Consider the following 22,607-nt stretch of genomic DNA (forward strand, 5'->3'; position numbering starts at 1 on the left):
GCACCGTCATAGCCGTTGAGGGTGTCATTGCCCTTGCCGCCGATGATGATGTCGTTACCGAAGCCGCCGAAGATGGAGTCGTTGCCACTCAGCCCCAATATATAGTTGTTGTTAGCCGTACCTATCAGCGCGTCGTTGGAGTCGCTGCCCAGTTGAATATGCTGAGAGCTAAGCTCGGCTATCTGGTCGCGAAACTCATTAATCTCCACTGCGGATAACTGATCTACTATTGCAGGAATGAAAGAGAGCTTTAAAGAGTCGGCTGATTTTTTGTCTTTCCAAGCTTGGGAGAATTCTAATGCGTCGCTAATAGCCTTGAGTGGATTTTCACTCGCTATAGTTGCGAATAGCGTGTGCATCTGATTGTAATCAGGCTCCATCCCGGCATTCGTGATATTTAGATTAATTGCATCTACATATGTTTTTAGGCGAGTCTGCAGTAATAGCCCATCGTAGATGGACTGCTTGAGGCTTTCGTAAGCCTGATTCAATAAGCTGGCTTGTCCAGCATTCAGTGATAGTTGTTTTTCGTTGATTACTACGTTGCCTTGGGCAGTGTTGTAAGTGCTATTGCTGCTGCCAGCACCAATGCTAATTGACAACGTCAGACTGTTTGCCCCAGCTTTCACCTTGCCGAACTCTAGGATGTTCTGCGCATTGAACACTTCCAGCGCTTTCACACGCTCAAGAAGCTTCCGGGTGTTCTGCTGCGCTTCGGTCGGTTGAGTGCCGCTGGCTTCCCAGGAGTACTGGAAGCGTACATCGGTGGTGCCGTCATCCAGCGCATCGATGCGCTTATCGAAGGTCTGGTAGTCGGCGCTCTTGGCCCATTCGGCGATCAGCTGATCCAGCAGGCCCATCTGTTCTTCGCGGGTCTGCGCCTGGGAGTAAGTGGTCAGCAGGGTCTTGAGCTCGGCGTTGAGCATCGAGGCTTCGCGCAGGTCACGCACCGCGCCGGAGCCTTTCATGTCCGGCAGGGCCTTGGCCGTGTCGTCAAGGGCGATGTGGTCGGTGAATTCGCGATAGAAGGGGTTGCTGGCCAGGTCCAGATTGGCGGCCAGGCTTTGGTTGGCGTTGACGGTGCCTTCGCTGCCATCGCCACGGACGAAGCTGCCGACGGCGCTGATCAGGTTGCCGTTGGAGTTGTAGCTGCTCACCGTCGAATCCAGGTTGATGGCGACGATATTGTGCTCGGCCAAGGTCTTGAGTTCGCCCGCCTGGGCGATGCCGTCCTGGTTGGCGTCCTGCCAGATCTTCACATTGGCGAACTGGGTGTCCCGGGCATCGAAGACGCCATCGCCGTTGCTGTCGAAATCCTTTAGCGCATCGAAGCCATTGCTGGCCTTCTGGCCGTTGGCCTTGACGGTGTCGACGCCGAACAGCTCGCCGCCATTGTCGATCTGGCCGTTGCCATTACGGTCCAGCACGAGGAAGCCGTCGTCGCCCTTGACCCAGCCGGTACCGGTCTTCAGGCCATCGCCATCGAAGTCGAAGGTGATGCCGGTATTGGCGCCGACGGTTTCAATGCCGTCGCCGTCCAGATCGAGACTGAGGGGGTCATAGCGGCGTTCGACGAAGGCGTTTGCTTCGTTGAAGCGCTGGTTGGTTTCTGCTTTGACTTGGGCCTGATTTCTTTTCCGCACCCATACGATGTAGGAGTCGGTAGTTTCACCATTGACGAATGCGTCCGTATATTCATCACGGCTTCCCAAAAGCTGACCAACACCAGAGTTTTCAACCGCAGCGTAAGCGGTGTCAGCGATCTCAGGCAGTGTCATGCCAAATATCTGGAGTTCGCCATCGAGTGACCATCCATCTTGTGGCGTCCACTCCAGTTTCACACCAACGCTTACAAACATGACTCTTTTACCAAGAGACAGCGGGGTCCCAGAGATAGTGGCTCTCTCTATGCTGGTCTTCCCGTCAGCCCCTATTTTGGAGACGATAGTTGTCTCGCCTGGTCCTCGTTCTGTATGAAGCGTTACAGTTCCGTCCGTCTCTACCTTTATGGTGGAATTTCCAGAGACATAGGTAACTGATGAACCGTCGAAGCTCGGTTCGAAGATGTTTCCGTGTTTGTCTTTGAATACAACGGATCCATCCAGTCCTATTTCAGCCTCATACCCGCCCGTATCATAAACACGCAGGCCATCTGTGCTGATAACTACGTGGTCGCGGGGTTGTTCTTCATTAGACATCGTACGTTCCTTGTCTTTATTGAGTATTGAATTTTGAAGTGGAAGAGTGGTGTTACCGCTCCCCCAAACTCTCATCCTGATATTCCTTCAACGGACTCAGGAAATAATCGATCACCTTTCGCTTGTCCGTCTTCACCTCCGCCCGCACGGCCATGCCGGGGGAGAGTTCGATGCGGTTGTCGCCGACCTGGATGCTGTTTTCCTTGAGCAGGATGCGGGTGCTGTAGACCAGGCCGCGCTTTTCGTCGTCGATGGCGTCGTTGGAGATACTTTGCACGGTGCCGTGCACCACGCCGTATTTGGTGAAGGTGAAGGTTTCGACCTTGATCTCCACTTCCTGGCCGGGGTGGACGAAGCCGATGTCCTTGTTCTCCAGCATCGCTTCCACTTCCACCGGCTGGTCGCTGGGCACGATGACCATCAGTGGCTGGGCTTCGGTGACCACGCCGCCGTTGGTGTGGATGGCCAGTTGCTGCACGGTGCCGTCCACCGGGGCGGTGAGGCGCATCAGGCGGTCGCGCTGTTCGGCCTTCTTCAGCTCCTGGGCGAGGGAGGCGGCGCGTTGCTCGGATTCGTGCTGCAGGTCGAGCATGGCGCGGCGGGTCTGGGCCAGCACGGTGTTGCGCTGGCGTTCGGCGGCGCTGCGGGCAGCGGTGAGTTCGATGACACGGGCCTGCTGGATGGCCAGTTCGCGCTCCTGGTCGAGGCGCGCCTGTTCCTTCTCCAGGTAGGCGTGCTTGGCCACATAGGCCTTGTCCAGCAGGCGCTTGTAGTCGGCGGAGAGCTGGCGGGTGATGGGCAGGGATTCCTCCAGCTTGGCCACCCAGGCCTTGGCCGCCTGGATCTCGGCGACGCGCTGGTCGATCTCGGCGTCGGCCTGGTCGAGGGTGCTGCGCAGTTCCAGGTACTGGCCCTGCAGCCAGCGCTGGGCGGCCAGTTGCTGCTCGGGGCTGGCCTCGGGGATCAGCGCGGCGAGGGAGGTGGGTTCGCCGCCGTCCTGGATGGCATCGAGCAGGGCGCGGGCGCGGGCGCTGTCCACCTGGGCGGCGAGCAGGTCGCTCTTCAGGCGGTCGACGTCGGCGCCGGTGATCTGTGCGTCGAGGTCCACCAGCAGGTCGCCGGCCTTGACCTTCTGCCCGTCGTAGACGTGGATCGCCTTGACCACCGCCACCTCGCTGGGCTGGATGATCTTGGTCTTGCCGCTGGGCACGATCTTGCCGGTGGCGGTGGCCACCACGTCGATCTCGCCGACGCAGGCCCAGACCAGCGCGAGCGCGGCGAAGGCGATGATCGCCCACTGGATGTAGCGCGGTGCCGGGTGTGGCGGCTGCTCCTGCAGGGCCAGGGCGGCGGGGAGGAATTGCACCTCGTGGCTCAGGCGCTGCGGGGCGTCCATGGCCTTGCGGTGGCGCCAGGCGTGACGCCAGGCGGTGCGGTAGCGGTTGATCAGTTCGCGTTTGGCGCCCATGGCTTACCCCTGCTGCAGTCGGTGCAGGCGCGAGTAATGCCCGGCCTGGTGGGTGAGCAGTTCGGCGTGGGTGCCCTGCTCGACGATCTGCCCGCGGTCCATCACCACGATGCGGTTGGCATCGCGAACGGCAGAGAGGCGATGGGCGATGATGATCACCGTGCGGCCCCGGCAGATGTCCTTCATGTTCTGCTGGATGATGCGTTCGGACTCATAGTCCAGTGCACTGGTGGCCTCGTCGAAGATGAGGATGCGCGGGTTGCCGATCAGCGCCCGGGCGATGGCCACGCGCTGGCGTTGGCCGCCGGAGAGCGAGGCACCGTGCTCGCCCACCACCGTGTCATAGCCCTCGGGCAGCTCGAGGATGAACTCGTGGGCACCGGCCAGCTTGGCCGCCTGCATCACCACCTCGATGGGCGCGCCGGGGTCGGTGAGGGCGATGTTCTCGCGGATGCTGCGGGCGAACAGCATGTTGTCCTGCAGCACCACGCCTATCTGCCGGCGCAGCGAGGACACGTCCGCCAGCGCCAGGTCCATGCCGTCCACCAGCACCCGCCCGCGCTCGGGCGTGTAGAGGCGTTGCAGCAGGCGGGTGAGGGTACTCTTGCCGGAGCCGGAGCGGCCGACCACGCCTATCACCTCGCCGGCCTGGATGCTCAGGCTCACCCCGCGCAGCACCTCGGAACCATCCGGGCGATAGCGGAAGTGCACCTGGTCGAACTCGACGTTGCCACGGATCGGCGGCAACGCACTGCGCGCCGCCTGGGACAGTTCGGTACGGGTGTTGAGGATGTCCCCCAGGCGCTGCACCGAGACGCCGGTCTGCTGGAAGTTGGTCCACAGCTGGGCCAGGCGCATGATCGGCTGCGACACCCGCCCGGCGAGCATGTTGAAGGCGATTAGCTGGCCGACGCTGAGGTCGCCGTCGATCACCAGCCGCGCACCCAGCCACAGGGTCGCCACGGTAACCAGCTTGCCCACCAGCCCCACGCCCTCGTTGGCGATGGTCGACAGGGTCTGGGTCTTGAAGCTCGCCGCCACGTAGCCGGCCAGCTGGTTGTCCCACTTGCGGTTGATCTGCGGTTCCACCGCCATCGCCTTGAGCGTGTCGATGCCATTGACCGTCTCCACCAGGAAGGCCTGGTTCTCCGCACCGCGGGCGAAGCTCTCGTTGATCCGTGCGCGCAGCACCGGGGTGATGATCAGGGAAATGAGGAAGTACAGCGGCAGCGACAGCAGCACCACCAGCGTCAGCCAGCCGCTGTAGAAGAACATCACGGCGATGAACACCACCGAGAACAGCACGTCCAGCACCAGGGTGATGGCGTTGCCGGTGAGGAAGCTGCGGATGTTCTCCAGCTCACGCACCCGCGCCACCGAGTCGCCCACCCGGCGCGCCTGGAAGTAGGCCAGCGGCAGGGTCACCAGGTGGCGGAACAGCCGTGAACCCAGCTCCACGTCTATGCGGCTGGCGGTGTGGACGAACACGTAGCTGCGCAGGCCCGACAGCGCCGTCTCGAACAGCATGATGCCGAGCAGGCCGATGGCGATCACATCCAGGGTCGACAGGCCGCGGTGCACCAGCACCTTGTCCATCACCACCTGGAAGAACAGCGGAGTCAGCAGCGCGAAGATCTGCAGCACGAAGGACACCAGCAGCACTTCGCCCAGCAGCTTGCGGTACTTGACGATGGCGGGGATGAACCAGGTGAAGTCGAACTTCGCCAGTTCGCCGGCCAGGGAGGCCTCGGAGCGGATCAGGATCAGCTCGCCGCCCCAGCGCTCGGCCAGGGCCTCGAACTCCAGCACCTCGGGGCGTTGGGCGCGCGGGTCGTGGATCAGCGCCTTGCCGTCGTCCAGCCGCGCGATGATGAAGAAGCCACCCTCGCGGTCACAGGCGATCGCCGGCAGCGGCGTGCGCTCCAGGCGGGCGATGGTGCTGCGGGCGGGGCGTGCCTTGAGGCCGAGCTTCTTGGCGGCGAGCAGCAGCTCGGCCTTGCCGAATGGGTGGCCGTCTTCGGCGAATTCGTGGGCGAGTTGTTCGGGGGAAGCGGCGACGTTATGGAAACGCGCAAGCATGACCAGGCATGCGAGGCCCGCGTCGAGCCCTTGCCCTGGCTCGTTAGGGGTGCTGTCCTGCATCAGGAGTCCGTCCTTGGTGGTGGCATAGCGCCATGCAATGCGCGCGTCATTCTGCCAATGCTCGGCCAAGCCGCAAAGCAGGCAGTTGATGAGCGGTTCTCATTCTGCGTGGCGAAAGTCCGGGAGGCCCGGGTTTGACCGCTCCGATGGCGGCGTCCTGCCATCTTTCCCGGGCGAAACGGGCACAACTAGCTACATTTTCCTCAGGCAGCGCTCGGCGCTGTGCACCACAGCCCAGCGGTCACCAGGGAATCGGCGACGCGTTGGGCGCCCGTCTACGGGTCTTGCGCATCCATTCCAGGGACAGCCGATGAACGCTACCGCCAGCATCGACGAAAGAAGTTTCCGCCGCATCCTCTCCCGCAATGTGGCCCTGCCGATCGGCATTGGCGTGCTCGGCGCCGCGCTGTTCATCGCCCTGATCGGTTACCTGCTGTACGTGCTGAGCTGGGTCGAGCACACCGACATGGTCATGGCCAAGGCCAATGAAGGCTTCCGCTACACGCTGGATCGTGAATCGAGCCTGCGCGGCTACCTGATCGCCGGGGAAGACGAGTTCCTCGACCCGTTCGAAGAGGCCACGCCGCGCCTGGAGTCGCGGATGGAGGAACTGGCCGAGCTGGTCGGGGACAATGCCGTCCAGCTGGAGAAGGTGCGTCGCATCCAGGCCATGCAGGAGCGCTGGGGCACCTTCGCCCAGGAGATGATCGAGCGCCGCCGCGCCAACCAGGACATCACCACCGCCATCCGCGAGAAGCGGGGCAAGCAGTTGGTGGACGGCATCCGCCGGACCTTCGCTGATTTCATCGCTGCCGAGCAGCAGCTGCGCCACGAGCGCAACGAGCGGGCGAGCAACACCGCCATCTTTACCGTCGTCGCCTACCTGCTGTTCAGCCTCGGTTTCAGCGGGTTGCTGGCGTTCGTCGGGCGGCGTGAGCTGCTGGGCCTTTCCCGCGCCTACGGCGCCACGCTGGAGCGCCAGCTCGCCGACAACCGGAAGCTGCAGCAGCAGGCCTGGCTGCGTGAAGGGCAGTCGCGCCTGGCCGAGTCCATCATCGGCCAGCAGACCTCCACCAGCATCGGGCGGGCGGTGCTGGATTTCCTCGCCCAATACATGGGCATGGTGGTGGGTGCGCTCTACGTGCGGCAGGAGAGCGGTGAGCTGCGCCGCGTGGCGGACTACGGCTTCTCCCCCGAGGAGCGGGCCCGCGAGCAGGCCTTCGCCGATGGCGCCGGTATGGTCGGCCAGGTGGCGGTGGAGCGTCGCTCCCGCGTACTGGAGGGTCTCGCCCCTGGCTACCTCAAGGTTAATTCCGGGTTGGGCAGCGACGATCCGCTCTCGGTGATGCTCGCGCCCACGGCCACCGAAGGCAGCGTCAACGGCATCGTCGAGCTGGGCTTCCTGCGGCCGCTGGATGAGCGTGACCAGGCTTTCCTCGATGCCATCGGCGGCAGCCTCGGGGCCTCCATCGAGGCTGCGCGTTATCGCCAGCGCCTGCACGACGTGCTCACCGAGACCCAGCAGCTCAATGAGGAGCTGCAGGTGCAGCAGGAAGAGCTGCGCACCGCCAACGAGGAGTTGGAGGACCAGGCGCGGCTGATCCGCGAATCCCAGGCCAGCCTGGAGACCCAGCAGGCCGAGCTGGAACAGACCAACGAGCAGCTCAACGAGAAGACCCTGCGCCTGGTGGAGCAGCGCGACACCCTGGACGAGCGCAACCATGCCCTCGACCGGGCGCGCAAGGAGCTGGAGCAGCGGGCCGAGGAGCTGGAGCGGGCCAGCCGCTACAAGTCCGAGTTCCTCGCCAACATGTCCCATGAGCTGCGCACGCCGCTGAACAGTTCGCTGATCCTCTCCAAGCTGCTGGCGGAGAACCGCAAGGGCAACCTCGACGGGCAGCAGGTGAAATACGCCGAGCTGATCTACTCCTCCGGCACCGACCTGCTGAAGCTGATCAACGACATCCTCGACATCGCCAAGGTCGAGGCCGGGCGCCTGGAGATACGCCCGGAACAGACCGAGCTGGCGCGCATGGTGGAGAACCTGGAGAACCTCTTCCGGCCACAGGCGACGGAGAAGCAGCTGGCGTTCGAGGTGCAGGTGGACGCCGCCGCGCCCCGGCAGTTCTTCAGCGACAGCCAGCGGGTGGAGCAGATCCTCAAGAACCTGCTTTCCAACGCCTTCAAGTTCACCCATGAGGGCAGCGTGCGCCTGCGCGTGCGCCCGGCGGAGGGCGGCATCGCCTTCGATGTCGCCGACACCGGCATCGGCATCAGCCAGGAACAGCAGAACTTCATCTTCGAGGCCTTCCGCCAGGCCGACGGCACCACCAACCGGCGCTTCGGCGGCACCGGCCTGGGGCTGTCGATCTCGCGCAACCTGGCGCAGATGCTCGGTGGCAGCATCGAGCTGCGCAGCGAGCCGGGGCAGGGCAGCCTGTTCACCCTTTGGTTGCCGGAGAGCTACCAGGCCGAGGAGGCGACCCCGGAGCCCGCCGAGCCGGCCCCCTTGCCCGAGCCGACGCCGGCCCCGGACGAGGAGAAGCCGGAGGTGCCGGCCTTCCCCGACGACCGCGGCCTGGCCGACCAGGACGGGCGTTGCGTGCTGGTGATCGAGGACGAGCCCAAGTTCGCGCAGATCCTCTACGACCTGGCCCACGAGCTCGGCTACCGCTGCCTGGTGGCGCAGAGCGCCGGCGAGGGGCTGCGCCTGGCGGGCGCGCACGGGCCGGATGCCATCCTTCTCGACATGCGCCTGCCGGACGACTCCGGCCTCTCGGTGCTGCAACGGCTCAAGGACGACCCGCACACCCGCCACATTCCCGTGCACGTCGTCTCCACCGACGATCGCACCGAGCCCGCGCTGCACCTGGGCGCCATCGGCTATGCGCAGAAGCCCACCACCCGTGAGCTGCTGGTGGACGTCTTCTCGCGCCTGGAGGCCAAGCTCACGCAGAAGGTCAAGCGTGTGCTGGTGGTCGAGGGCGACGCTTCGCAGCGCGACGGCATCGCCCGCCTGGTGGGCGACGAGGACATCCAGGTGGTCGCCGCCGAACGGGGCGAGGAGGCCCTGGCGCGGCTGCGCGAAACCCAGTTCGACTGCATGATCATCGACCTCAAGCTGCCCGACATGCATGGCAACGAGCTGCTCAAGCGCATGGCCGCCGAAGACCTCGGCACCTTCCCGCCGGTGATCGTCTACAGCTCGCGCAACCTCACCCGTGACGAGGAGGAGGACCTGCTCAAGCATTCGCGCTCGATCATCATCAAGGGCGCGCGCTCGCCCGAGCGCCTGCTGGACGAGGTCACGCTGTTCCTGCACAAGGTCGAGTCATCGCTTTCCAGCGAACGCCAGCGGATGCTGCAGACCGCGCGCAACCGCGACAAGGTGTTCGAGAAGCGCAAGGTGCTGGTGGTGGACGACGACGTGCGCAACATCTTCGCCCTCATCAGCGCGCTGGACGAGAAGGGCGCCCAGGTGGTGACTGCGCGCAACGGCCAGGAGGCCATCGAGAAGCTCGAGGAGAACCCCGACATCGACCTGGTGCTGATGGACGTGATGATGCCGGTGATGGATGGCTACGAGGCCACCCGGCGCATCCGCCAGGAGCCGCGCTGGGCCAGGCTGCCGATCATCGCCGTCACTGCCAAGGCGATGAAGGATGACCAGGAGCAGTGCATGAAGGCCGGCGCCAGCGACTACCTGGCCAAGCCCATCGACCTGGAGCGCCTGTTCTCGCTGATCCGCGTCTGGCTACCGCAGCTGGAGCGTTTCTGAGTGTTTTCAGCGACCTCGATCGGGCGCTGACGCTGAAGCAGGGAGGTCATCATGGTCGATCATGTGAACGCGGTATCCGGGTTGCGCTGGCAGCCGTACCGGGGCGAGTCGGTCCGAAATTGCGCAGCTTGTACCGCGGCCGGGGCCGTCAACCTGACGGTTGGGCACTCGAGCATTTCTTCCTCCCATGTCGCTCAGGCCCGGGAAACCGGGGACTGCCAGACGACCATGGGGCCCGATACCAAGGCCCAGGCCATTGCGATCGCCGACTATGTCGCCGTCAATACCGGCCGAAAGGCCATTCACTCGGGTGACGCCCTCGATCGCGCCGATGCCGAGGCGTGGATGCGGGGCCAGCCGGAGAAGACCGTTTTCGCGGTGCTGGCGTCGGGTTTCGTTCCTCATGACAGCGAGAACAAGTGCCATTGGCTGAACGCGATACTGGCCGGGGGAACGCTCCGCTATTTCGACTTCCAGACCATGCGGCCGAGCCGGTTGGGGGGTGACTTCGTGGGTAGCCGCAATCCCTCGACCTCGACCGCCCCCTTCGTCGGCGTGATAACCCAGTCGCAGAACGATGCGAACCACTGGCAGATGCACAGCGCCCGGCAACCGGGCTCTTTCGATGGCTCGGTGAAGCTGACGGTCATTGCCTTCCCGCCAGCCTGACTACTCCGCTTACCGTCAATCATCAGCCTTGCGGTTCAGGCGCACGCCGCGCGGCGGCTTGGCCAGGTAGCTCCACAGGGCGTTGGCGATGGCGTTGTGGTTGAGGCCGTCGCCGAACAGCTGCTGGCCGATGCACAGGCCGAGCTGGCGGTAGCTCTCGAACTGGGCCTCGTCGAAGAACTGGTCGGCGGTGCTCTGGTTGGGGAATACCGGGTTGGCGCGGGCGTAGTTGAACACGTCCACCGGCAGCGATTCGATCAACCGCGGCTTGAGCAGGAGGATGCGGCTGGTGAGGGTGCGCGGAGCCTCGGCGTCGTCGCGTTCGCCGCTGCTGAAGACGTTGAGCAGCATGGCGCAATGGCGATCGGTGGGCGTCGGTGGTTGGCGGAAAGCCTCGAGGCTGGCGAACACCTGCGACAGCAGCGGGTGGTCGAGCACGTCGGTGTCTTCCTCGATCTCCAGGGCGTGGTCGATGCGTGACAGGCGGATGAGGTTGGCCAGGTCGTCGAAGCGGTAGTCCGGGTCGCAGCCGCAGTCGCACATGACGATCAGTTCGATGTCGCGCTCTGGGCGTACCAGTTCGTAGGTGGCGGTGTTCTCGAAGTGGCCGCCGTCGGTGAGGTAGAGCTTGTCGCGGCGATGGCCGTGGAAGTGCGCGGTGAGTTCGTAGAACAGGTAGGTCTGCGCCGGCAGCCAGCGCGACAGGCGCTCGGAGTTCTTCGACGGGCCGGCCTGGCGCGGCGGGAAGTTGCTCTGCCACCAGGTGCCCAGGCGCACGTTGGCCAGGCCCAGGGCCAGGGAGGTGCCCAGGCTGGTGGCGCGGCCCAGGCCGGTGCTGAAGGCGGCGCCGGAGGTGGCCACCCATTGGCCGAGGGACAGCGGCTGGTTGATCTCGCCCTTGCCGCTGGGCGCGATGCGCACCTTGCGCTCGCCGTCGAGGATGAAGCTCACCGCCTCGGCGCCGGGGTTGCCCGGGGCGTACCAGTAGGGCGCCACGCACAGCGGCTTGCCCTTGCGGTCGCGCTGCACCAGTTGCTCGGAGGGGTCGACCGTGAGGTTCATGGTGACGTTGATCAGGTGCAGCGGGCCGGCGGTACGGGTGCGGTAGTAGGCGTCCAGGGCGATGTCGTCGCGGGACAGGGTTTGCGCCACGCTCATGCGCTTGCGGCTCTGCCGGCTGGGCACGTCGAAGCGCTGGCCGTTGGAAGCGCCGAGGTAGGCACGGGTCAGGCGGGCGGCGTAGAAGGCCTGCAGGGTGGAAAGGTTGATGAAGCCGATGAACTGCCCGGAGACCCAGGCCAGCAGCGCAGCCACGACGGCGAGCCCGGTGAGGCGCTGCAGGGCGAAGGGCGGCATGACATCCGGGCCGGGCACCTGGCCGTTCCAGGCCACCCATTGCACCAGCAGGCCCCAGAGCAGGGCGATGCAGACCAGCATGACGATGCCGGCGACCAGGGCGATGACGTCCAGCGGCAGCTTGCTGAGCCAGCTGGGTAGCGGCTTGTCGTCACTGGCACGGGCCAGGTGGCGGGCGATCCAGGCCAGCGCCGGCAGCAACGCGGCGGGAGCGGACGCCTGCCAGTAGCCCCGGGCGAGCACCACGTAGAGCTCCTGGGCCAGTTGGTGGAGCAGCACCAGGGCCAGCAGCGCGCCGGTGAAGGTGATCGCCTGGCTCAGCGCGCGGGTGACCCGCAGCCGGTAGTTGCGCACGTTGTTGGCGTCGAGGCCGGCGTCATCGGGGGTCGAGCCGTGGTCCTGGGTGAAGACCAGCGCCGCGCACCAGAGCAGCCCGAGCACGGTGACGATGATGGTCAGCCACAGCAGGATTTCCACCGGGTTGGTGGTGTCGGGCGTGTGCAGTTGCAGGTAGAGGGCGGGGATGGCCATGGCGATGACGATCACCACGGCGCACAGGGTCGCCCAGTTGGCCAGGGCCGGGGGCTCGTCCTGGCTCTTGCGCGAGTAGATCAGCCAGTAGGCGAGCATCAGCGGTGCCACGCTGAGCAGCGCCACCCCGCCGGGCACCAGCAGCAGGCTGGCGCAGAGCGGGCAGGTCGGCCAGAGGTGGCAGACGACACCCTGGGCGAGGGCGATCAGGGCCAGCACCAGCAGCATCGGCATGCCGATCACGTACTGCACCGAGAGCCAGTTGCGCCAGGTCATCGCCAGGGCGTAGATCAGGTCGCCGGCACCGGTGGGTGTCAGGTAGCGACCGTTCTCCCGCAGCCAGGCGGTGGGGCCGGCGCCCACCGGGGCGTCCCGGTAGTTGTCGGAGGAGTGGATGCGCCCCGGCGGCTGGTAGCGCATCACCCGGTAGGCGTCGAGGGCGGCCTGGCGGGCCTTTTCCTGCTCGTCGCCATTGACCGGTCGCAGCCGCTCGGGCTGGAACAGGCTGGAGAAGAACGAGCCCATGTAGCCGCCGCCACTGACGGTGGAGAGGTAGTCGAACCGCGGCAGCAGGCGTGCGTGCGGGTCGTCTTCGTCGCCTTTCGATGGGCGATTGGCGCCGGGGTCGATGGGCGCGCGGGCCAGGGCCTGGAGCACGCCGAAGCAGAAGGTGGCGCTGCGGATGCCGCCACCGGAAAGGGCCAGGGCCCAGGGGCGTCTCGGTGTCTCGTTGCCGCTATCGAGGCCCAGGGCCTTGCGGCGCCAGGTGATCCGGTCCTGTTCCGCCTTGTACTGGTCTTCCATCGCGCCGCTCCCTGGTCGTCATCGCTCGTCGAAGTCCGCCAAGTAAAGCAGGAGTCGGGCCGATTGCCATCATGGCAAGCGGGGTGGCAGGGGGCTGCCGCATCCGGCAAGCACTGGCCCATGCAGTCTCGTCGAGGGCTGCAGGCCGCGGCTGGCGTGGGTTTTCAAGCCGTTGAAGGCAAAGGTTTTTGTCGCCGGGTGCCCTGTGTGGCCGGTGGCTGGCACGGCCATTGCTCCCCAGGCCCTGTGCTTGAAATTCCGTATGGCAGCACACGCCGGCTTGGTGCAGTTGCAAGCCCCAGCCCCCCAACCCCGGCAGCGGTTCGCCGGGCACGGCCAAAAGGAAACCCCATGAAGATCAACGCAGGAGTGAACGACTGGTATTCCTACATCAGGCAGTCCAACGCGATGAAAGACCCCTCGATCTCCGCCCTCGACAGGTCCGTCCAGGTCCAGGAGGACAACGCTTCCCGCTACCAGGACAGGGTGACCATCTCCGAGGAGGCCAGGAGCCTTCTCGACCAGGTCGGTGGAGGTGACCCTGGCTTCGCTGACGATCCGTCGAGCCAGGCGGCGCCCAAGGCGGTCTACAGCCCCGCCAGCCAGCAATCCTCCGCCGCCAGCGATCCGCAAGCGCAGGCGGCCACCCGCGATGGCGTGGCCGTCGACGCGTCCGGCCCGCCCTGGCGCGTCCTCTCCGCCGGCCAGCCCCTGACCGCCATCAGCCCGGCCGAGGCCGAGGCGCGTATCGATGAGGTCACCCGCCAACGCGTCGCCCTCTATCAGAGGGCCGTGGAGGCCGGTGCCAGTGACGAGGAGATCGGGCGGCAGATGGCCGCCTTCAACGCGGCGTTGCAGGGTGACGGCAAGGCCCCTGCCGACAAGACCGAAGACCCCGCCGCTGCGCTGCGGGCGATGACCGGGGGGGCGGGGCTTGCGGTCAGCCAGGACCCCGACGCGCGGCTGAGGTCGCTGGGCATGCAGCTGGGCTGATGTTCAGTGGGCTCCCGCGCTCGCGGGGGCCCACGGACAAGCTCCGCAGGTTTACTCCCCCTACGGCTTGCCTGTGCATGCCGCGCCCTGTGGCTGGCGCGACAGATGCAGGGCGATCAGCAGCGCCAGGCCGAGCATGAGGCTGATGAACAGGCCGATGCCGCTCCAGCCGGCGCGGTGCCAGAACAGCCCGCCGAGGGTGCCGGCGATCCCCGAGCCCGCGTAGTAGAAGGTCTGGTACAGCGAGGCCGCCTGGCCCTTGGCCTGCACGGCGCGGCGCCCGACCCAGCTGCTGGCCACCGAGTGGGCGCCGAAGAAGCCGAAGGTGAACAGCAGCATGCCCAGCAGGACCAGCGCCAGCGGCTCGAGCAGGGTCAGGCCGAAGCCGGCCAGCATCAGCAGGATCACCACCCAGAGCACCTTCTGCCGGCCGACGCGATCCGCCAGCGAGCCGACCATCGCCGAGCTGTAGGTGCCCGACAGGTAGACGATGGAAAGCATGCCCACGGCCGCCTGGCTGAGCTGGTAGGGCGCCTCCAGCAGGTGGAAGCCGATGTAGTTGAAGAAGGTCACCAGGCTGCCCATCAGCAGGAAGGCTTCGAGGAACAGCAGCGGCAGGCGCGCATCGCGAAAATGCAGGGCGAAGCCGCCGAAGAGGTTCTTCGCGGTGATGGGGCGCGCCTGGAAGTGCCGTGACTCGGGCAGCACGCGCCAGAACACCAGGGCCGCGATCAGTGCCAGCGTGCCGATGGTGGCGAGCGTCCAGTGCCAGGAGACGTAGTCGACCATCACCCCTGCCACCAGTCGCCCGCTCATGCCGCCGATGGCGTTGCCACCGATGTACAGCCCGACCGCGAGGCCGGTATGGCGCGGGTCGATCTCCTCGCTCAGGTAGGTCATGGCCACGGCGGTCAGCCCGCTCAGCGACAGCCCCACCAGCACGCGCATGGCCAGCACCATTTCCCAGCTCTGCATGGCCGCGCTGGCGAGGGTGAAGAGCCCGGCGCAAAGCAGCGAGACCACCATCACCCGCTTGCGCCCGAGTGCGTCGGAGAGCGAGCCGGTCAGCAGCAGGCCGCAGGCCAGGGCGAGGGTGGAAACCGACAGGACCATGCTGCTCTGCGTGGCGCTGATGGCGAATGCCCGGGCCAGCACCGGCATCATCGGTTGCACGCAGTAGAGCAGGGCGAAGGTGGCGAAGCCGCCGCAGAACAGCGCGAGGCTGGTGCGCAGGAAGGCGGGGGTGCCTTTGGCGATATGGCTGGGCAGCGCGGTGTCCTGGGCGGACGCTTTCATCATGGACCTCGGCAGGCGATATCAGGGCCCCGGCGCCTGTCGCGCAGGCGTGTGCCGTCGCACCCTCTGGTGGGGTGGAGTGGCTGGTTCGTTCGGGATATGGGAAAAGCCTATCGGCCGGGACTGATACTTTCCAATATATTGTTCGGCATATTTGATAGGCAGGACATATCATTCCAGCCATGGAACTCCGTCATCTCCGCTATTTCATCGCCGTCGCCGAAGAGCTGCATTTCGGCCGCGCCGCCGAGCTGCTGGGCATCTCCCAGCCACCCCTGAGCCAGCAGATCCAGGCGCTTGAGGAGGAGCTGGGCGCGCGCCTGTTCGAGCGCACCAACCGCCGCGTGGCGCTGACCGAGGCGGGGCGGCTGTTCCTCGTCGAGGCGCGCCAGGTGCTGGCCCAGGTGGGGCAGGCGACCGAGGTGGCGCGCCGGGCCCAGCGCGGCGAGCTGGGTGAGCTGAAGGTCGGCTTCACCTCGTCGGCGCCTTTCACCTCGGTCATCCCCGAGGCCATCTTCCGCTTCCGTCGCGCCCATCCGGACGTGCAGCTGGAGGTGCACGAGATGGTCAGCCGCGACGTGGCCGAGGCGCTGCTCAACGGGCGCATCCAGGTGGGGCTGATCCGCCCGCTGCCGCTGCCCGAGTCCCTGGTGGCGGTGGAGCTGTTCCGCGAGCCGCTGGTGGCGGTGCTGCACGCCGACCACCCGCTGGCGACGGACCCGGCCTTCGATGCGGGCCTGCATCTGCAGGCGCTGGCCGCCGAACCCTTCGTGTATTTCCCGCGTACCGCCGGCACCGGGCTCTATGACCAGTTGATCGCCCTGACCCATGAGATGGGCTTCAGCCCGCGTATCACCCAGGAGTCCCACAGCGCGCTGACCATCATCGGCCTGGTGGCGGCGGGGCTCGGCGTCTCGGTGCTGCCGGCCTCCTTCACCCGCATGCAGTTCGATGGCGTGGTCTATCGCACGCTGCTCGACCCGTCGGCGACCACGGCGGTGTGGCTGGTGCGCCGCAGTGACGAGCGCTCGCCGCTGTCGCGCTCCTTCATCCGGATGCTGACCGCGTGAGATTCGCAGGATCAGGCAAGCATCGCGCAGGAATCGTCTAACCGGAAAAGCCTTCCTGTCCGTAGTCTCTCCCTGTATCGGCGCCCATTACGGGCGCCGCATGCCGAGGTCGAAGGCGATGCGAGAGCCGCATGCAAGCAATCCGCGCAAGGCCGATCGTGCAGCACTGCCGACGGTCTTGTGGCTGCTGGTGCTGACGTCCCTGTTCCTCGCCACGCCGCTGATCGAGGCCTGTGTCCTGGGCCACGTGCAAGAGGAGAGCAGACCATGACCCTGTCCCCAACCTTTACCAGCCTCGCATCCCTCCGCGCCCGCAACGGGCGCTCGGAGGAGCTGGGCGAGCGCCTGCTGGCGCTGGTCGAGCCGGCGCGTCGCATCGAAGGCTGCATCAGCCACGAGGTGCTGCGCGCCCCCGACGACCCCGACCTGTGGCTGCTGCAGGGCTGCTGGGCCAACCAGACGGCGCTGGAGCACTATTGCGATGGCACCTGCGGGCAATGCCTGGCCGATGTGCTGCAGGGGACGCTGGTGCTCGAAGCCCGCTATTTCACCGACCACGCCTAGCGACAGCCGCGGCGCTGCAATGGCGCAGGCGTACCCGCTCGATCCGCAGCGGCTTTCACACCCATAGAGAATCCCTAAGAGCCGCGCCCCGGCTGCTTCCCTATCATCGGCCCCACTGATTTTCGCAGCCCAGCTGCCACTTCGAGGAGAGCCTGAATGAGCGAGCAAAACGCGGCGGTCGCCCTGGACGATGCCACCCTGCAATTCGCCGACAAGGTGTTCGACCTGGCCCGTAGTGGAGAGGCGCAAGGCCTCGCCACGCTGCTTGCCCGGGGCCTGCCGGCGGATCTGCGCAACCACAAGGGCGACAGCCTGCTGATGCTGGCCAGCTACCACGGCCACCAGGAGGCGGCGCGGGTATTGCTGGAGCGCGGCGCCGACCCGGACCTGCGCAACAACAACGGCCAGACCCCGCTCGCCGGCGCCGCCTTCAAGGGCGACCTGGCCATGGTCGAGCTGCTGCTCGCCCACGGCGCCGATGTGGAAGGCGCGACGCCCGACGGCAAGACGGCATTGATGATGGCGGCCATGTTCAACCGCGGCGAGATCATCGACAGCCTGCTGGCCCACGGCGCCCGCATCGACGCCACCGATGCCGGCGGCGCCACCGCCCTGTCCGCTGCCCGGCAGATGGGCGCGGCGCAGGCGCTGGAGCGGCTGTCCGCCCGGCATTGATCCCGGATGGGGCCCGGTGGGAGCGGATTCATCCGCGATTGGATTGACTCCGTGCCCGCCGCATCCCCGTAGGTTGGTGCCGAGCGTAGCGAGGCCCAACGTTGCGTGCTTCGGGTCTGTCGCGTTGGGCTTCGTACCTCAGCCCAACCTACGGGGCTCCGAGTTCCCAGGCAGCACTGCCTGGTGGATGAAAAGAGCGTCATCCACCCTACAAAAGCTGTCGGCGGCAGGGCGTGGAAAGGGGGCGGCCGTAGGGCGGGTGCAACCCGCGAAAGCCTTCCTCTCAGATTTCCAAACACCAGAAATGAAAAAGGAGCGGCGCTTGTGGCGCTGCTCCTTTGCCCGAAGGCCTTGGGTGGCGGGACGAGCCGCCTGTTGGAAAAGGCGCCAGGCGGATCACCGGGAACCTTGGGGGCCCACATCCCTCTTGAGGAGGCGGGCGCCAGGGGCCGGAGCCCCTGGTTGGAACGGGTGGCGGGCCAGGTGTTCGCCGGGCCCGCCGGCCATCAGCCGATGGTCATCAGGCTGGCGTTGCCGCCGGCCGCTGCGGTGTTGACGCTCAGGGCGCGCTCGATCAGCAGGCGCTCCAGCGGCACTGCGGTCTCGCCCTGGGACAGGCCCTGGACGCCGATGATCGGACCCTTGCGTGCGGCGACCTGTTGGCAGATGCCGCGCAGCTGGTCCGAGTCACCGTGGTGCAGCACGGCGTCGAATTCCACGCCTTCGGCCTTCCAGTCGGCGACCAGCTGGATGCGCGCCTGTACCGCCTTGGGCAGCTTGCCGCGCAGGGCCTTGGTGAGGTCGCCGTCCTGCCAGATCACCGCGCTGCCGACCGCCAGGGCGGCGGCCAGCTGTACCAGTAGGTCGCCTTCGTCGTCGGCCAGGCCCAGCACGTTGGCGCGGGGCAGCAGCATGTAGGTGTTGCGCTCGCCGGTCGGGCCGGGGAGGGTGCGGGTCAGGCCGCTCTGGGAGAGTTCGGCGAAGCTGTCGCAAAGGCTGGCCAGCTCGGCCTTGCCTTCCTTGCCCGCCCATTCCTTAAGCGCATCCAGCGGCTTGCCCAGGCGTTGCTCCAGGCTGGTACGCAGGTGGGCGTCGGCCGCCTGTTCGTCCATGCGCTTGAAGGTGCGGCTCACGGCATCCATCGGACGGGTGGCCAGCAGGCGGTACATGTACAGCGGGCCGCCGGCTTTCGGGCCGGTGCCGGAGAGACCTTCGCCACCGAAGGGCTGCACGCCGACCACGGCGCCGACCATGTTGCGGTTGACGTAGAGGTTGCCGGCATGGGCCTTGTCCACCACCTTGGCGATGGTCTCGTCGATGCGGGTGTGCACGCCGAGGGTCAGGCCATAGCCGGTGGCGTTGATCTGGTCTAGCAGCTGGTCCAGGTCCTGGCGCTTGTAGCGCAGCACGTGCAGCACCGGGCCGAACACTTCGCGCTCCAGCTCGTCCAGGCTTTCCAGCTCGATCAGGGTCGGCATCACGTAGGTGCCGCGGCTCATCACGTCGCCTTCGGTGCGGGCGACCTGGAACACGTGGCGGCCCTTCCTGCGCATCGTCTCGATGTGCTTGTCGATGCCGGCCTTGGCTTCGGCGTCGATAACCGGGCCGATGTCGATGGCGAAGTTGTCCGGGTTGCCCAGGCGGCATTCGGACATGGCGCCCTTGAGCATCTCCAGCGCGCGGTCGGCCACGTCTTCCTGGATGCACAGCACGCGCAGGGCCGAGCAACGCTGGCCGGCACTGTCGAAGGCCGAGGCGACGACGTCGGTCACCACCTGTTCGACCAGCGCGGAGGAGTCGACGATCATCGCGTTCTGCCCGCCGGTCTCGGCGATCAGCGGGATCGGGCGGCCCTGGGAGTCCAGGCGGCCGGCAACGTTGCGGGCGAGGATGCCGGCGACTTCGGTGGAGCCGGTGAACATCACGCCCTTGACGCGCTCATCGCTGACCAGCGCGGCACCGACGGTATGGCCTTCACCCGGCAGCAACTGCACGGCGCCTTCGGGGATGCCGGCTTGCAGCAGGATGCGCACCGCCTGGGCGGCGATCAGCGGGGTCTGCTCGGCGGGCTTGGCCAGCACGGTGTTGCCGGCGGCCAGGGCGGCGGCCACCTGGCCGCTGAAGATCGCCAGGGGGAAGTTCCACGGGCTGATGCACACCACCGGGCCCAGGGGGCGGTGGCTGTCGTTGGCGAAGTCGTGGCGCGCCTGGGCGGCGTAGTAGCGCAGGAAGTCCACGGCCTCGCGCACTTCGGCGATGGCGTTGGCGAAGGTCTTGCCGGCCTCGCGGCACAGCAGGCCCATCAGCGGCTGGATCTCGGCCTCCATCAGGTCGGCGGCGCGATCCAGGGCGGCAGCGCGTTCGACCGGCGGGGTGGCCTGCCAGATCGGCGCGGCGCTGAGCGAGGCGAGCACGGCGTTGCCGACGTCTTCCAGGCTGGCGTTCTGCACGTGGCCGACGATGTCGCGGCGGTCGGCCGGGTTGGTCACCGGCAGGCTTTCGCCTTCGGAGACCGGGCAGCCCAGCATCGGGCGGGCGCGCCAGTCCGCGTGGCCGCTGCTGAGCAGGGCACTGGACAGGGAGCCCAGGCGGTGCTCGTTGGACATGTCGATGCCGCTGGAGTTGGCGCGGGCGGCGCCATACAGGTCACGCGGCTGCGGGATGCGCGGGTGCGGCTTGCCCAGGGCGCCTTCGGCGGCGGCCATGGCTTCGATGCTGACGACCGGGTCTTCCACCAGTTGCTTGATGGAGATGGTCTGGTCGGCGATGCGGTTGACGAAGCTGGTGTTGGCGCCGTTTTCCAGCAGGCGGCGGACCAGGTAGGCCAGCAGCGTCTCGTGGGTGCCCACCGGGGCGTAGATGCGGCAGGGGCGGTTCAGCTTGCCGTCGGCGATCTTGCCCACCACCTGCTCGTACAGCGGCTCGCCCATGCCGTGCAGGCACTGGAACTCGTACTGGCCCGGGTAATAGTTCTGCCCGGCGATGTGGTAGATGGCCGAGAGGGTGTGGGCGTTGTGGGTGGCGAACTGCGGGTAGATGGCATCCGGCACCGCCAGCAGCTTGCGCGCGCAGGCGATGTAGGACACGTCGGTATAGACCTTGCGGGTGTAGACCGGGAAGCCTTCCAGGCCGTCGACCTGGGCGCGCTTGATCTCGCTGTCCCAGTAGGCGCCCTTGACCAGGCGGATCATCAGGCGGTGGCGGCTGCGACGGGCCAGGTCGATCACGTAGTCGATCACGTACGGGCAGCGCTTCTGGTAGGCCTGGATGACGAAGCCGACGCCGTTCCAGCCCTTGAGCTGCGGCTCGAAGCAGAGGCGCTCGAGCATGTCGAGGGAGATTTCCAGGCGGTCCGCTTCCTCGGCGTCGATGTTCAGGCCGATGTCGTACTGCTTGGCCAGCAGGGTCAGCGACAGCAGGCGCGGGTACAGCTCGTCCATCATCCGGTCGTACTGGGCGCGGCTGTAGCGCGGGTGCAGGGCGGAGAGCTTGATGGAGATGCCCGGGCCCTCGTAGATGCCGCGGCCGTGGGAGGCCTTGCCGATGGAGTGGATGGCCTGCTCGTAGGAAGCCAGGTAGCGCTGGGCGTCTTCCTCGGTCAGCGCGGCTTCACCGAGCATGTCGTAGGAGTAGCGGAAGCCCTTGGTCTCGAAGGCGCTGGCGTTGGCCAGGGCCTCGGCGATGGTTTCGCCGGTGACGAACTGCTCGCCCATCAGGCGCATGGCCATGTCCACGCCCTTGCGGATCAGTGGCTCGCCGGACTTGCCGATGATGCGGTTCAGCGAACTGGAGAGGCCGGCCTCGTTGTGGGTCGACACCAGCTTGCCGGTGATCAGCAGGCCCCAGGAGGCGGCGTTGACGAACATCGAGGGGCTCTGGCCCAGGTGCTGCTGCCAGTTGCCGTTGCTGATCTTGTCGCGGATCAGGGCGTCGCGGGTGCCCTTGTCGGGGATGCGCAGCAGGGCTTCGGCCAGGCACATCAGTGCCACGCCTTCCTGGGAGGAGAGGGAGAACTCCTGCAGCAGGCCCTGGACGATGCCGGCGCGGCCGCTGGCACTCTTCTGGTTGCGCAGCTTCTCGGCGATGCCGTAGGCGAGCTTGTAGGTGGCCTCGGCCATGTCGGCGGGCAGGCGTGCCTGCTCCAGCAGCATGGGCACCACCTCTTCCTCGGGGCGGCGGTAGGCGCCGGTGATGGCGGCACGCAGCACGGACTGCGGCAGGATGCTTTCGGCGAAATCGAGGAACGGCTGGTGGATCGGGTCGATCAGGGCTTCCACCGCTTCCAGGTCACCCTCGGCCAGGCGCGCGGCGATGCCCTGGAGCTCGGGAAGGGTCTTGCCGCTTTCCAGGGTCTCCAGGTAGCTGTAGATGGCCTGCTTGATCAGCCAGTGCGGCGTGCGGTCGATCTGGCGTGCGGCTTCCTTGAGGCGCTCACGGGTCGCTTCATCGAGTTTCACGCCAAGGGTGGTGGTGGTTGCCATTTCTTATCCTCATTCCTGCCGTGGTCGCGACGGCTTAGCGGCGCCAAGAGTATCCGCGCGTGAAGCGAGGTGCAACCAGGTGCAACCTAAGTTTTCCGGTATTTCCGATCACCTGTTTCCGACCAGTCCGTTACTCGCACCGCCTTGGTGCCAGCGGGCTGGCGGCTTTCCCTGCAAAGGTGCAACCCGGTGTTTCGAGGGCGGTTGCGGCGCCCAGTCGTTAGCCTAGACCGTTTCTGGTTGCACCTGTGGGTCAATCGGGATTTCTGCGGGGCCCGGCGGAACGACGGAGCGGGTCGAGGAGGGGCTTGAGGCCGTTGTGGTCGATCTCCTGCATCAGGGCGAGCAGTCTGCCGATCTCACCTTTCGGGAAGCCTTCACGGGCGAACCAGTTGAGGTAATGGCCGGGCAGGTCGGCCAGCAGGCGGCCCTTGTACTTGCCGTAGGGCATTTCACGGGTCACCAGGAGCAGCAGGTCTTCGGGTTTCATCGGTCTCGCGCCGGCCGGGAGGGGGAAGTGGGCAAGAATACCTGCTAACCGGCTGCTGTCACTTGAGCCTGAGTCACGAAGCCGATATTTTT

12 protein-coding genes and 1 pseudogene are annotated in these 22,607 nt (G+C 66.3%); 6 read left to right on the plus strand and 7 right to left on the minus strand.

Translation table 11 applies throughout. The features are described 5' to 3' along the window. From ACYJSS_RS20815 to ACYJSS_RS20825, 3 genes and pseudogenes are all read right to left on the minus strand, one after another. A pseudogene (locus ACYJSS_RS20815) lies at positions 1 to 2,198 on the minus strand (hypothetical protein); the annotation flags it as partial. Between the two features lie 52 nt (positions 2,199 to 2,250). Then, entirely contained in the window at positions 2,251 to 3,666 is a 1,416-nt protein-coding gene (locus ACYJSS_RS20820) for an HlyD family type I secretion periplasmic adaptor subunit (RefSeq protein WP_111263128.1), read from the minus strand. Positions 3,667 to 3,669: 3 nt separating this feature from the next. Next, entirely contained in the window at positions 3,670 to 5,808 is a 2,139-nt protein-coding gene (locus tag ACYJSS_RS20825; protein WP_236204957.1) for a type I secretion system permease/ATPase, read from the minus strand. 310 nt (positions 5,809 to 6,118) lie between these two features. Between ACYJSS_RS20825 and ACYJSS_RS20830 the strand changes: the two genes are divergently transcribed. Both ACYJSS_RS20830 and ACYJSS_RS20835 read left to right on the plus strand, forming a co-directional pair. After that, entirely contained in the window at positions 6,119 to 9,586 is a 3,468-nt protein-coding gene (locus tag ACYJSS_RS20830) for a response regulator (RefSeq protein WP_236204958.1), read from the plus strand. A gap of 51 nt (positions 9,587 to 9,637) precedes the next feature. Then, the gene (locus ACYJSS_RS20835; protein ID WP_111263126.1) at positions 9,638 to 10,255 is read left to right on the plus strand and encodes a hypothetical protein; all 618 of its coding nucleotides are present in this window, start codon (positions 9,638 to 9,640) and stop codon (positions 10,253 to 10,255) included. A gap of 15 nt (positions 10,256 to 10,270) precedes the next feature. Here ACYJSS_RS20835 and ACYJSS_RS20840 read toward each other — a convergent pair whose 3' ends face one another. Then, complete coding sequence (locus ACYJSS_RS20840; protein WP_236204959.1) at positions 10,271 to 12,946, minus strand: patatin-like phospholipase domain-containing protein; 2,676 nt, start codon at positions 12,944 to 12,946, stop codon at positions 10,271 to 10,273. Between the two features lie 351 nt (positions 12,947 to 13,297). Between ACYJSS_RS20840 and ACYJSS_RS20845 the strand changes: the two genes are divergently transcribed. After that, the gene (locus ACYJSS_RS20845) at positions 13,298 to 13,939 is read left to right on the plus strand and encodes a hypothetical protein (protein ID WP_236204960.1); all 642 of its coding nucleotides are present in this window, start codon (positions 13,298 to 13,300) and stop codon (positions 13,937 to 13,939) included. A 60-nt stretch (positions 13,940 to 13,999) separates the two neighbouring features. On the opposite strand, the gene ACYJSS_RS20850 is transcribed toward ACYJSS_RS20845, so the two are convergent. Beyond that, positions 14,000 to 15,235 carry an MFS transporter gene (locus ACYJSS_RS20850; RefSeq protein WP_236204961.1) on the minus strand — a complete coding sequence of 412 codons (1,236 nt, stop codon included), beginning with the start codon at positions 15,233 to 15,235 and terminating at the stop codon, positions 14,000 to 14,002. Between the two features lie 182 nt (positions 15,236 to 15,417). Here ACYJSS_RS20850 and ACYJSS_RS20855 point away from each other — a divergent pair, with 182 nt between their 5' ends. The 3 genes from ACYJSS_RS20855 to ACYJSS_RS20865 all read left to right on the plus strand — a co-directional run bounded on the left by ACYJSS_RS20855 (position 15,418) and on the right by ACYJSS_RS20865 (position 17,544). Then, complete coding sequence (locus tag ACYJSS_RS20855) at positions 15,418 to 16,305, plus strand: LysR family transcriptional regulator (protein WP_111263122.1); 888 nt, start codon at positions 15,418 to 15,420, stop codon at positions 16,303 to 16,305. A 267-nt stretch (positions 16,306 to 16,572) separates the two neighbouring features. Beyond that, complete coding sequence (locus ACYJSS_RS20860; RefSeq protein WP_236204962.1) at positions 16,573 to 16,869, plus strand: antibiotic biosynthesis monooxygenase family protein; 297 nt, start codon at positions 16,573 to 16,575, stop codon at positions 16,867 to 16,869. A 156-nt stretch (positions 16,870 to 17,025) separates the two neighbouring features. Then, positions 17,026 to 17,544, plus strand: a complete 519-nt coding sequence (locus ACYJSS_RS20865) for an ankyrin repeat domain-containing protein (protein WP_236204963.1) — start codon at positions 17,026 to 17,028, stop codon at positions 17,542 to 17,544. Between the two features lie 506 nt (positions 17,545 to 18,050). Here the strand turns inward: ACYJSS_RS20865 and putA are convergent. Together putA and ACYJSS_RS20875 are read right to left on the minus strand one after the other, a co-directional pair. Next, positions 18,051 to 22,025, minus strand: coding sequence for a trifunctional transcriptional regulator/proline dehydrogenase/L-glutamate gamma-semialdehyde dehydrogenase (gene putA / locus ACYJSS_RS20870; protein WP_236204964.1), 3,975 nt, complete (start codon positions 22,023 to 22,025; stop codon positions 18,051 to 18,053). A gap of 253 nt (positions 22,026 to 22,278) precedes the next feature. Further along, positions 22,279 to 22,515, minus strand: a complete 237-nt coding sequence (locus ACYJSS_RS20875) for a DUF3820 family protein (protein WP_111263118.1) — start codon at positions 22,513 to 22,515, stop codon at positions 22,279 to 22,281. Between the last annotated feature and the right edge of the window lie 92 nt (positions 22,516 to 22,607).

Source organism: Pseudomonas sp. No.21 (genome assembly GCF_054558415.1).